Annotated in this window: 8 protein-coding genes; 3 read left to right on the forward strand and 5 right to left on the reverse strand. The window is 65.7% G+C overall.

Annotated features, from left to right (window positions below):
* Positions 1 to 4 precede the first annotated feature (4 nt).
* The 5 genes from RA164_RS02565 to RA164_RS02585 form a co-directional block, all read right to left on the reverse strand.
* Positions 5 to 1315: a type II and III secretion system protein family protein gene (locus tag RA164_RS02565; protein WP_412731059.1), complete on the reverse strand. Its 1311-nt coding sequence runs from the start codon at positions 1313 to 1315 to the stop codon at positions 5 to 7.
* Positions 1316 to 1332: 17 nt separating this feature from the next.
* Positions 1333 to 2313 (reverse strand): Flp pilus assembly protein CpaB, encoded by a 981-nt coding sequence (gene cpaB / locus RA164_RS02570; RefSeq protein WP_329742413.1) that lies wholly within the window; start codon positions 2311 to 2313, stop codon positions 1333 to 1335.
* A gap of 30 nt (positions 2314 to 2343) precedes the next feature.
* Positions 2344 to 2811 carry a pilus assembly protein gene (locus RA164_RS02575; protein ID WP_329742414.1) on the reverse strand — a complete coding sequence of 156 codons (468 nt, stop codon included), beginning with the start codon at positions 2809 to 2811 and terminating at the stop codon, positions 2344 to 2346.
* 86 nt (positions 2812 to 2897) lie between these two features.
* Positions 2898 to 3434 carry an A24 family peptidase gene (locus RA164_RS02580; protein WP_329742415.1) on the reverse strand — a complete coding sequence of 179 codons (537 nt, stop codon included), beginning with the start codon at positions 3432 to 3434 and terminating at the stop codon, positions 2898 to 2900.
* Between the two features lie 67 nt (positions 3435 to 3501).
* Positions 3502 to 3687, reverse strand: a complete 186-nt coding sequence (locus tag RA164_RS02585; protein ID WP_329742416.1) for a Flp family type IVb pilin — start codon at positions 3685 to 3687, stop codon at positions 3502 to 3504.
* Positions 3688 to 4368: 681 nt separating this feature from the next.
* Here RA164_RS02585 and RA164_RS02590 point away from each other — a divergent pair.
* The 3 genes from RA164_RS02590 to RA164_RS02600 all read left to right on the forward strand — a co-directional run bounded on the left by RA164_RS02590 (position 4369) and on the right by RA164_RS02600 (position 11797).
* Positions 4369 to 5289, forward strand: coding sequence for an AraC family transcriptional regulator (locus RA164_RS02590; protein ID WP_329742417.1), 921 nt, complete (start codon positions 4369 to 4371; stop codon positions 5287 to 5289).
* A gap of 320 nt (positions 5290 to 5609) precedes the next feature.
* Positions 5610 to 10928 carry a YadA-like family protein gene (locus RA164_RS02595; RefSeq protein ID WP_329742418.1) on the forward strand — a complete coding sequence of 1773 codons (5319 nt, stop codon included), beginning with the start codon at positions 5610 to 5612 and terminating at the stop codon, positions 10926 to 10928.
* Positions 10929 to 10963: 35 nt separating this feature from the next.
* Positions 10964 to 11797 (forward strand): OmpA family protein, encoded by an 834-nt coding sequence (locus tag RA164_RS02600; RefSeq protein WP_329742419.1) that lies wholly within the window; start codon positions 10964 to 10966, stop codon positions 11795 to 11797.
* Positions 11798 to 11909 lie beyond the last annotated feature (112 nt).

Consider the following 11909-nt stretch of genomic DNA (forward strand, 5'->3'; position numbering starts at 1 on the left):
GTGTCTAGCGGGAGAATCCGGGCATCTGGTCCGGGCCGGCGGGTGTAAGCAGCCACTGCCCCCATACCGATGGATCGCCCGCTGTCTCGTGCTCGCCCGGCAGCGGCAGCTTGGTGCCGCGTGCGATGGGGTGCACCAGGTGCGGTGTCACCATGATCACCAGCTCCTTGTCCTGGCGGCTGTATTTCAAGTCGCGGAAGAACGCGCCGATGATCGGGATGTCGCCAAGCAGGGGGATCTTGTCGACTTCGGAAGTAATGTTCTGACTGACCAGGCCGCCGATCACGAAGGTCTCGCCATCACCCAGCTCGACCGTGGTGTCCGCGCGGCGCGTGGTGATGGCGGGTACGGCAACACCGTCCAGTTGCACGGCATTGGTGTAATCGAGGTCGCTTGCCTCGGGCGCCACCTTCAGCGCGATCCGGTTCGGGCCCAGCACGGTGGGTGTCACGGTCAGGCCGATGCCGAACTTCTTGTAGGTGATGGTGGTGGTGCCCAGGCCCTGCGGCTCGGGTATCGGCAATTCGCCACCGGCCAGAAAGCTGGCGCTCTGGCCGGACAACGCCACCAGGGTAGGCTCGGCCAGCACGCGCGCCATGCCTTGTCCCCTGAGAAGGTTCAGATCGGCGGCCCAGCTGTGGGCGCCATTGATGTGGCTCAGCACGAGGCCGAACGCCGAGGAAATACTGCCGGTGGAACTGCTGCTGGAGCCCGGGCTGGTGAAGCTGAAACCGTTGTGCAGGGTTTTGTTGCTGAAGCCCAGTCCGAATTCATCCAGCGCCGTCTTGTCGAACTCCACCACCTTCACGTCCACCTGCACCACTCCGCCGCTGGCGACGGTGGAGGTATCGGTGACGGTTCCTTTCGCGCCGGCAGCCGTGGTGGCCGCCTGCAGCGCGCGTTCGTGCGCAAGCATCGTAGGGGTGCTGCCGCTCAACACGGCCTGATGGCCCTGCACGGCAAGGTGGGTGCCGCTGCCTTGCTGCAGCTGGTCCTGCAGTGCGCCGTTCACGCGGATACGCAGGCGTTGCGGTGAAGCATCGCCGCGTTCCCACAGCAGCAGGGTGGTTTCGCCGGCATGCTTGCCGACCAGCAGGGCATGCCGGCTGTCGCGGATGCGGACCACGTCGACGACCGAAGGATCGGCGATGGCGATGCGTTCCAGACTGGCCGGCAGGTACCAGGGGCGTTGCTCGTGCAGTTGCAGGGTCACGTCCGGTGTCGCCGCCGCGGCGACGCTGGGCGGGACGCCCCATGCCGCCACGGCGACCGTGCCGGCCAGGATACCGGTCAGCATGCGCCAGGAAAAAGTCATGGATGAAGTCCGTCGCATCATAGGGAATGAGCCTGTGTACCGCGGATGATTTCGATGCGTTGCACGCGTTGACGGTCATGGCGCGCAATCAGCGGGCGCACGATCGCCTGCCCGGCCAGGCCCAGCCCGTCGATACCTTCATAAGCCTGGTTTTCGGGCGAGCCCAGCATGTGTCGTTGCGCGGGAGTGAGCCGGGCCAGCGTGGGCAGCACAGAGCGCGTTTTCGGGAACAGCGCGAGATCAGGCTCGCGGGTGTCGATCGGGTTGCGCAGGGCCAGGTCCAGCTTGCCGTCCTGCATGCCGAGCAGCAGCTGATCCACTTCATCGACGGGCACGGCGAGCACGGCGGTATGTGGCGGACGTCGATCGGTGGCTGCGGTGGCCTTCTTGTCGGCGCTGGCATGGCTGGCCTGCGCGACGACGGGCAGGCCCTGCGTGCCATAGGCAAGCACGCGCAGGTGCGAAAGCAGCAGGCGGGTCTGCGGACGCTTCATTTCCGCATCATGGTTGTCGAAGGACGGCGCCGGGCGCAGGCTCAGGAAAACGTCCACGTAGTCGCCCGGGTGGATGTGGTTGCCGGCCGCGCTTGCCTCGTCCACGGGCACGGCCAGCGCGCGCTCGCCCGGCTTGATTTCCATGGCCAGGCCATGCGCCAGCAGTCCGCGGGTGATGGTAGTGCCGGCGGGTATCGCCACCAGCGGAACATCGCCGGCGACGGCGTCGACGGTGGCATAGCTGTCGGGCGGCGCATGCGCGGTGGCCATCAGGTGCAGGGCCGAGGCGGCTATCGGCCGGCCGGCCGGCAGGGCTTGCATGGCGGTTACCAGATGCGCCATGCCGGCGGTGTCTGTCGCGGCGGCTGCACTGACCGGCGTGTTGCCGGTGTGTGCCTGCGCCTGCGTCCGCGCATTCCGGCGACCCAGGCCGAACGCCACGATCGCCAGCACGACGGCGATGACGACAAGCATCAATGCGGCGATGCGGGTTATTTTCTGCATCGTGAGCTCTCCGGGCTCAGGGCCTGGCCCTCAGCCTCCATCGGTATCGATCTGGATGATGGCCGTACTGCTGATGGGTTGTCCGATCACCCAGCCGTACAGCGTCTTGGTGCCTGGCAGAAACGGGTCGCTGTCGTAGTTGTACGACGCCGTTACCGTCATGCATTCCACGTTGGCCGGGACGGTGCCACTGCAGGCGCCCGGCGCGGAAACGACCACGGATGCGACGTTGTTGCTGATGCCGCTCGAACTGCAACTGGGCGCGGTATTCCCGCTGGGGGTGGAAAACGCCATCAGCCATTGCATGGAATTTTCCGCCGCCTGGCAGGCGTACATGCCGCGCTCCGCATCGGTGCCGTAATGCAGGGCGGCGCGCGCACCGTTGGAGGCCGCCAGGGTCAGCGATTCGCGGGCGGTAAAGATCAATACCGCGGTAAAGGTCAGCAGCAGCAGCGGCAACAGGCCCAACAGAAACACCAGCGCGAATTCGATTGCCACCACGCCATGCTGTCGCGATCGCCGTCCGGCACGGCCGCGATGTTGCGGACAGGTGGTCGGCGGGATCGTTGCAATCGGCATCGGGGTCACCAACGCGCCAGTGCGGGTGCGGCCACGGTGGCCAGTGCGCCCACGCCGAGCCAGGCGGCATAAGGCAGTCCGTTGCGACCCTTGCGCACCTTGCTGATATGCCGGCCCAGTGCCGACGTCGCCAGCCGGTGCTGGGCCGTCGCCATTCCGGGTAGCGGCCATAGCCGCTGGCGCGAAAGCAGGATCGCCGTGGCCTGCATACCTGCCAGAAGGCTCGCGATGATCCATACCGGCAGCAAGGCCCTTGCGCCCAGCAGGAACCCGAGCACCGCGAAGAACTTCACGTCGCCTGCGCCCATCCAGCCGAACATGTACAGCGGCAGCATGGCCAGCAGTCCGATCACCAGTCCGGTGAGTGCCGTCAGCCCTGGCCATGGCCCGGTACCACCACGCAGCCAGCTTATGGCCAGCATCAACACGCCCAGGCCCAGTGCCGCGAGCAGCCAGCCATTCGGCACACGCCTGGCATAGAGATCACTCGCGATGATCGCTACGCTCAGGCATGCAGCCAGCAATGGCAGTTCATGGGCCAATGACGTATCTCCCTGTGTCGGCCGAAGATCGGTTGTGCGAAGCGGCGGGCTTCCCGTCGTGATGGCTTCAGACGCTGCTGACAGCCTTGGTCACGTCGTTGAGCAGGTTGGTCAGAATGGTGCCGAGACCACCAGTGTTTGTAGTGCCGAACACCGCCACGATGATGGTGGCGACCAGCGCGGCGAGCACGCCGTATTCGAGTGCGGTAATTCCGTCTTCCTCGGCCAGAAACGCATGGATGGACGTTTTCATCTGGGTTCTCCTTGATGGAGCGCAGGGCTCCGCTACGGTGATCGTTGCCACGCTTACCCGACGAGGTAATGCATGGTTGGCCGCGATGTTGGTCGCGGCATAGCCCACCCGGGCCTTCGACGCCGATACCGGTCTATCGGCAGCAGGTACGAAAGATGTACTTGGACAAGATCGCGCACGGCAGCGGTCATGCTGGGCCGCTACCGTGTGCTCGATGGGGTTGCTGCTGCGGGAACGACGGGCACGCACAAACAGCCGTGCCGCACGTAAAGGCGATACGGGACATGCCTCGATCTGACCGCAAACCGCGATACGTGCGTCTTCCATACTTCCCCCTGTTCGCCTGGCCACTCGGGGCCAAGGCCGTTCACAGCCACAGTTTCCAGCAGCGAACGAGGACATGGTGCACAAAAACGGCACGCGTTTCCGGCAAAAAGTGTGACTTGCATCACATTGAGGAAATCATGACGTTAAGGCATGTTGCCTTTCGTGCCGAAAATGTGCATTGCAGGTCAGGTGCGCAGGCTTTAATGGATTAAGCAACAGGAAGTAACCCTTGGGCGGATGCCCATTGGTTCGTCGCCACAGGGGGGGAGCCGCCGACATATGTTTATCGGGAACGGGGACGACGCCCAGTCTTTCGACCTGATTTCGCTCGCGAGTGCTTTGCGTGTCTGCGAGATGGAGTTGATTCTTCTGGATGCCCGTGGCCCGCATGCCGCGGTGGACTCGCAGGCACTTAGCGAGGCGATCTTCTGCAGCGGCGAGACCGACTTTCCGTTCCGCGGGCGCTTTGCCCTGCCCACCGACTGGTGTCTGCTGGGCTATATCCATCACGCGCAGGAAGGCAGCTGGTGCCACGGCACGGAGCTGCGCTCGGGCATGTCCTTCACCGTGATGCCGGAAGGCATCAGCGAATTCATGCTGCGTGCCGGCAGCCAGGTCAGTGTGGTACTGGTGCCGCTGGCACACCTGCGGAGCAAGTTCGCGCAGATGGAACCGCACCAGGCCGAGATGCCTTCGCGCCTGCTGGCGCTGTTCCACCTGAGCGATACCGAGGTGGCAGCCGAGCTGCGCGCCCGCTTCACCCGTATCCGCGAGCGGCTGATCGAGCACCGGGACGTGGCCGACGCGCAGGTGTTCGATCCGCGCGATGTCGACGAGCTGATGGAGAGCCACTTGCTGGCGGGGCTGTCCGCCCGTGCCGAAGACCGCCCGCAATGCACGCGCGGGCGCCGCACGCATTACCTGATCGTGCAGCGTGCCGAGGAGTTCATGCGCGCGAACATGCGCCAGGACATCTATATCAATGAGATGTGCAATGCGGCCGGGGTCAGCGAGCGTGCATTGCGTTATGCCTTCGACGACCTGCTGGGTATCTCGCCCAACCGTTATCTGTCGATGCTACGTCTGTGCACGGCCTGTCGCAGTCTTGCCTTGTCCGATGCCAGCCGACGTTCGGTGAAGTCAGTGGCGCTGAGTTGCGGACTGTGGGACCTGTCGCGCTTCGCCGACCATTACCGCCGCGTTTTTGGCGAGTTGCCGCGCGAAACCCTGATGCGTGCCCCGGCGATGGAAGCCGCAGCGAACACGGTGTCCTGAGCCGGCACGCGTCGCAATAACGACACGCGTGCCGCATCGTCATGGCGCTTTGAACCGATGAACATGCAGGCCGCCACATGCCCGTGTCCGGCCTATCCGTTTTGTCTGGTTGCCGCTTTTGTGCATGCGCCTGCCGTATTCGCGTATCGCGTTGCCGGATACGCCTAGTGGGTTGCCGGTTCGGCGCATCGACCGCGTGACCTTCCCGATTTAATGATCTCCAACGCGTTCGCCTGATCGCGAAAGCGTGTCCATGTCAGTCACATGTTGAGCTGCAGCGCGACGCCAGCAGACGTCGATGGCAGGTCAAGGGGGTCACCATGAATCACGTCTATCGCCTGGTCTGGCGCCAGTCTCTCAATGCGCTCGTCGTCGTGTCCGAGTTGTCATCGAAACCGCACGGAGGCGTTTCGGTTTCGCCGCGCAGGATGAAGGCCGCGAAACTCTTTTCCCTGGCATTGCTCGGTGTGGGGGGCTTCGTCCATGCCGGCGGTGCATGGGCGCAGTCCACCGGCAGCGCGAAGCTGGACGATCTGCAGTCCCTGGTGAGCAAGTACGACACCGCAGTCATCGGGTCGAGCGACACGTCCAGTGCGTCGGTGCCGGTCCAGGTGAACGGTGCGCCGGTCACGATCGTGCGCAAGCTGGCTTCGACATTGCCGGTGAACCGCGCGATATCGACAGCCGTACACACGCTGGCCTCGACCGTGGCATCCGTGGCGCCAGTGAAGGCGACGGCGGGCGTGTCCACGCCGCTGGTCGCCGCACATGCCGATGCGCAGGCAGGCAGCACGGGCGTGCATGTATCGCTGGCTTCCAGGCTGCGGCCGGCAGCCTTGGCGAGCACCGTGTCGCACGTGAGCAGCGCGGTGTCGGGCGTGCCGCTGGCCGGCAAGGCCTTGTCCAGTGCGGGGCAGGCGACGGATGCGTTTGCCTCGTCGCTGCCCACCGTGAGCGCGGTCATCGGCACGAGCGTGAACACGGCGCCAATCAGCCAGTCGCTGGTCACGGACCGGCGCCGGCTCGCTTCCCAGGTTTCGAGCCGGGCACTTGCGCTGGGCATTTCCAGTGGCAGTAGCAACGCGGCCGCACCTGCCGGCGTGGCGAGTCCTGCCGCGCAGACCCTGGCTGCCAGGGACAATGCCGTGGGAAACAGCGCGGCGCCCGTGTCGAGCACGACAGGTACCAGCTCGACGGGTAGCACGCTGGGACAGCTCGTCAGCAGCGCGACGACGGCGACCTCGGCCCTGCCGGTGGTCGGCCCGGTGGTGGGGCAGGTGGGCCATGCCTTGGCGTCGACGACGTCAGGCGGCAGTACTGCCACGGGCGTGGTCGGGCAAGTGGTCAGCAAGGTTACATCGGCGACCTCGACGGTGCCGGTGGCCGGCCCGGTGGTGAGCCAAGTCGGAGATGCACTGTCATCGACGACGTCGGGCGGCAGTGATGCCACGGGTGTGGTCGGGCAGGTGGTCAGCAAGGTGACATCGGCAACCTCGACGGTGCCGGTGGTCGGTCCAGTGGTAAGTCAGGTGGACCATGCCTTGGCGTCGACGACATCGGGCGGCAGTGGCGCCACGGGCGTGATCGGGCAGGTGGTTGCCGATGCGACGTCGGCGACCTCGACCTTGCCCGTGGTCGGCCCGGTGGTCACACAGGTCGGCAACACAGTCGGTTCGGCGACGTCCGGACAAGCCGACCTGGGCACGGCACTGGGTAAGGTGGTCGGTGGCCTGGTCAACCAGACATCGCGCTTGCCGGTCCTGGGTTCCACGGTGGCGAGCGTAGGCCAGGCGGCCAAAGTGGCCACGTCCGGAGGCAACATCAGCGATGGCCTGGTGGGACAGACCGGGTTGGTCGTGGGTAGTGCGGTGAACACGCTGTCGCAGACGCCGGGCGTGGGACCCGTCGTGGCCAAGGTCGGTCAGACCCTGCAGGAGACGACGGCACCGATCGGCAACGGAAGCAGCAGCACCGGCTCGCTCGGACAGGTGATAGGCAAAGTCACATCGGCGACCTCGACGGTGCCGGTGGTGGGCCCGCTGGTGAGCCAGGTGGGCAGCGCGCTGACCTCGACGACGTCGGGCGGCAGCAGCGCCACGGGTGTGGTCGGACAGGTGGTCAGCAAGGTGACATCGGCGACCTCGACGGTGCCGGTGGTGGGCCCGCTGGTGAGCCAGGTGGGCAGCACGCTGGGCTCGACGACGTCGGGCGGCAGCAGCGCCACGGGTGTGGTCGGGCAGGTGGTCAGCAAGGTGACATCGGCGACCTCGACGGTGCCGGTGGTGGGCCCGCTGGTGAGCCAGGTGGGCAGTGCGCTGACCTCGACGACGTCGGGCGGCAGCAGCGCCACGGGTGTGGTCGGGCAGGTGGTCGGCAAGGTGACATCGGCGACCTCGACGGTTCCCGTCGTGGGTTCGGCGGTCAGTCAGTTGAGTGGCACACTGGCGTCGGTCACCTCCGGTATCGGCAGCACCACCGGCACATCGGGTGGTACGTCGGGTACCGCATCGGCGACGCCGGTATCCGCGATGGCGTTCAGCCCATCGAGCCAGAGTGCCTCCTCCACGACCTCGGGCAACAGCGGCACGATGGCGTTTGCGCCGACCAGCTACGCGCTGGCGGCACCCCAGGCCCCGGCGACTACCAATGCAACCACGAACGCGACGACGTACTCGGTGCCGACCGTGCCGCCGCCGAGTGCGACACCGACCGGGTTGATCATCGGCAACGGCGGTGTGGTGGGTACGTCTTCACAGCTGCTGGGGTCCAGCGAAAATGCGCTGTTTACCAACTCCGATTCGAACGGCTACATCAGCAACGGCAGCCTGAAGGTGAGCAATGCCAACTTCACGCAGGGCTATTCGACAGTCAATCTGCTGGGCATCCCGCTGCTGAATTCCACGCCCGTGGGTACGGTCCTGACGACCACCAATGGCACCGTGCTGGGTGGCACGGGCAGCAATTCGCATCTCACCCTGATCGGTGGCGTGACCTCGGGCAACTACATCACCAACATCAACAATGGCGCGAACGGTGGCATCGCCGGCCTGGTGTTGCCAAGCGGCGCGCCGGCCTGGGCGTCCACCTGTCTCAATGTGGCTGGCGCCGTGACCGAGTCGTGCTGGGCAGTGAACGCCGCGCAGGACTACCAGGTGCTGGTGGGCGATGGTGCGTCGGCCAACGGTTCGAAGGAAGTGGTGATCGGTACCAATGCCAGCCACACCCTGCCGACAGTGGATGCAAGCCAGGCGTTCCCCGGCAGCGGCACGAACGACCCCAACAATCCGACCGGCGTGCCAACCGCGGACTACGAGGCCCGGCTCGGTCACTCGGTAGTGATCGGCGACAGCGCCTCGGGTACGGCGAATGCGCAGACCATCCTCGGTGCAGAAGCCACGTCCAGTGCGGCGGACAGCGTGGCACTGGGCTACCAGTCCAACGCATCGCGCGGTGCGCAGACGGGCTATACCGCGTTCGGACTGAGCACACCGCAGAACTCGGTGGGCGAAGTGTCGATCGGCTCGCCCGGCAACGAGCGGCAGATCACCAACGTGGCGCCAGGCAGCTCCGCCACCGATGCGGTGAACGTGGCGCAGCTGGAAGCGGTGGCCAGCACGGCGGACAACGCCGTGCTCTACAACGATACGACCAAGGCCGGGGTGACCCTGGGTGGCGTGTCGAGTACCGACGGTGGCGTCACCAACGGCACCACTCTTACCAACCTGCACCAGGGCGCGCTCAACGCCACCAGCACCGACGCGGTGAACGGCAGCCAGCTGTTCGCAAGCAACATGGCGCTGGTGAAGTTCATGGGCGGCACCACCAACTTCGACCCGACCACCAATACCTGGACAGCGCCGACGTTCACCATCACCTCGGTCAACACGGACGGCAGCACCACCAAGGGCAGCTACAACAACGTGACCGATGCGTTCGCCGCGGTCGACGGTTCGGTCAACAACCTCAACAACCGGATCAAGAACATCACCGAGGCTGGCAACAAGTACTTCCAGGCCGATTCGAGCGCTGCCGGTGCCGAAGCGGAGGGTACCAACAGCGTGTCGGAGGGGCCGAACTCGGTCGCCACCTCGGACAGCAGCACGGCAATCGGCAATGGCGCGACTGCCAAGTCGGCCAATGCGGTGGCGATCGGTACCGGTGCCGTCGCGCAGGACGGCACCGCCGTGTCGATTGGCGATGGCAACACCGCCGACGGCAACGGTGCGGTGGCGATGGGCGACCCGAACACCGCCACCGGCCAGGGCGCGGTCGCACTGGGTTACAACAACCAGGCCACCGGCCAGGCAGCCATCGCCATGGGCTCGACCTCGATCGCCAACGGCGCCAGCACCATCGCGATGGGCGACAGTGCCAGTGCGACCGCCGACAACGCACTGGCCTTCGGTGCTGGCGCCACGGCGAGCATGGCCAACAGCATCGCACTGGGTGCGGGTTCGTCGACCCTGGTCGGTGCGCTGAGCGGCTACACCGCGTATGCGCTCAGTGCGCCGCAGAACTCCACCGGCGAGGTCAACGTGGGTGGCCGCCAGATCACTGGCGTGGCGCCGGGTAGCGCCAGCACCGACGCAGTCAACGTGGCCCAGCTCGAGGCGGTGAGCCAGCAGGCCAGCAGCACCGACAAGCTGGCGGTGAAGTACGACGCCGACAGCAGCGGCAACCCCACCAACACCATCACGCTGACCGGCGACGGCAGTGGTGCGCCGGTGCTGATCACCAACCTCGCCGCCGGCGCGGAGACATCGACCAGTACCGATGCGGTGAACGGTTCGCAGTTGTGGCACTGGACCCAGGACACCACCAACCAGTACAGCAACTACAGCCTCTACAACGACATCCAGAACATTGGCCCGGGTGGCGGCAGCGTGAAGTACTTCAGCGTGAACTCCACCCTGGCCAACTCGTCCGCCACCGGCGACAACAGCGTGGCGATCGGGCCGCAGGCGACCTCCAGCGGCAGCAACAGCGTCGCCATGGGCAATGGCGCCAGCGCCAACGCCAACAACTCGGTGGCGATCGGCGCCGGCTCGGTGGCCGACCGCGCCAATACGGTCTCGGTCGGCAGCGCGGGCAACGATCGGCAGATCACCAACGTGGCCGCCGGCACGGCAAGCACCGACGCGGTGAACGTCGCCCAGCTGAATTCGGCGATCAGCACCACCACCCAGGGCACGGTGCGTTACGACACCAACAGCGACGGCAGCGTCGACTACAACAGTGTGACCCTGGGCAACGGCAACGGCGATACCACCATCCACAATGTCGCCGCGGGTACCCAGTCCACCGATGCCGCCAACGTGGGGCAGGTGCAGCAGGCCGCGGACTGGTCCAAGAGCTACACCGACCAGCGCTTCGGACAGCTCAGCGGGCAGATGCACAACCTGGGGCAGCGTGCCGATGCGGGTGTGGCGGCGGCGATGGCCTCGGCCGGTCTACCACAGGCCTATGAGCCCGGCCGCAGCATGGCGGCAGTGGCCGGCGGCTCGTTCCGTGGCCAATCGAGCATCGCGATCGGACTGTCGACGATTTCCGAAGGCGGGCGCTGGGTCTACAAGGTCGCCGGTTCGGCGGATACGCAAGGCGATGCCGGTATCTCCATCGGCGCGGGCATGCAGTGGTGAAGACATTTCAGGACAGCACAAAAGGGGGTGCAACCATGAGCGGGAACAATACATACAGGGCCGTCGCGCTACCGGTGTTGCTGGCTGGTGTCGTGCTGGCCGCTGGCTGCAGCACGGTCGGTCGGCGTTCGTCGGACAATGCGCAGGGCATCGCGTTTCCCAACCCGGACCGTTCGACGGTGCCGCAGGGGTTGTTCGTCAACCTGGAGAATCTGCGCAAGGTGGCGCCCGGCATGACCAAGAGCCAGCTGTATGCGTTGATCGGTCATCCACGCTTCGACGAAGGCGTGTTCGACGTGCACCGCTGGAACTACATCTTCAATTTCCGCAAGGCCGACGGCAGCGGCGACTATTTCAGCTGCCAGTACCAGATCATTTTCGACAAGCACGACCTGGCTCAGCAGTTCTACTGGAAGCCGGAGGCATGCAAGGCGGTGCTGCAGATCCATCGGCCGGCGCCACCGCAGCCGACCAAGCCCTTGCCATTGCCGGCCAAGCCGATCCGGCTCTCGTCCGATGCGATGTTCGGCTTCGGCAGCGCCGCGCTCACCGGGCCGGGCAAGCTCAAGTTGAACGCACTCTTGCAGCAGCTGCGCTCGGCCAGTGCGGTGGAGAACATCGATGTGGTGGGCTACACCGACCGCATCGGCAGCGACCATTACAACCTGGCGCTGTCGCGCAAGCGCGCTGAGGCCGTGCGTGACTACCTCGTGCAGCATGGCGTACCTGCCGAGGCTGTCCAGGTGGCCGGGCGCGGCAAGGCCGATCCGCTGGTTCATTGTCCACGGCAGGCACGGGCGAAGTTGATCGCCTGTCTGGCGCCGAACCGCCGGGTGGAGATATCCGGTCTGGCCAAGTCATTGCGTTGAGGTTTCACATCGAGTCCGCCCTGATCGGCACCGTGGGCGACAATTGGACGCGTCGTACGCGTAGCGCTCCACCCCCTGTAGCCACGCTCCCACGGTGTCGATCAGGGCGGAC

Origin of the sequence: Dyella sp. A6 (genome assembly GCF_036320485.1) — a bacterium.
Classification (GTDB): domain Bacteria; phylum Pseudomonadota; class Gammaproteobacteria; order Xanthomonadales; family Rhodanobacteraceae; genus Rhodanobacter_A; species Rhodanobacter_A aluminiiresistens.

Coding starts and splice junctions, on each gene's coding strand:
- RA164_RS02585 (WP_329742416.1), bottom strand. CDS start 3,687: ATGAAAACGTCCATCCATGCGTTTCTGGCCGAGGAAGACGGAATTACC.
- RA164_RS02565 (WP_412731059.1), bottom strand. CDS start 1,315: ATGACTTTTTCCTGGCGCATGCTGACCGGTATCCTGGCCGGCACGGTC.
- RA164_RS02590 (WP_329742417.1), top strand. CDS start 4,369: ATGGAGTTGATTCTTCTGGATGCCCGTGGCCCGCATGCCGCGGTGGAC.
- RA164_RS02595 (WP_329742418.1), top strand. CDS start 5,610: ATGAATCACGTCTATCGCCTGGTCTGGCGCCAGTCTCTCAATGCGCTC.
- cpaB (WP_329742413.1), bottom strand. CDS start 2,313: ATGCAGAAAATAACCCGCATCGCCGCATTGATGCTTGTCGTCATCGCC.
- RA164_RS02600 (WP_329742419.1), top strand. CDS start 10,964: ATGAGCGGGAACAATACATACAGGGCCGTCGCGCTACCGGTGTTGCTG.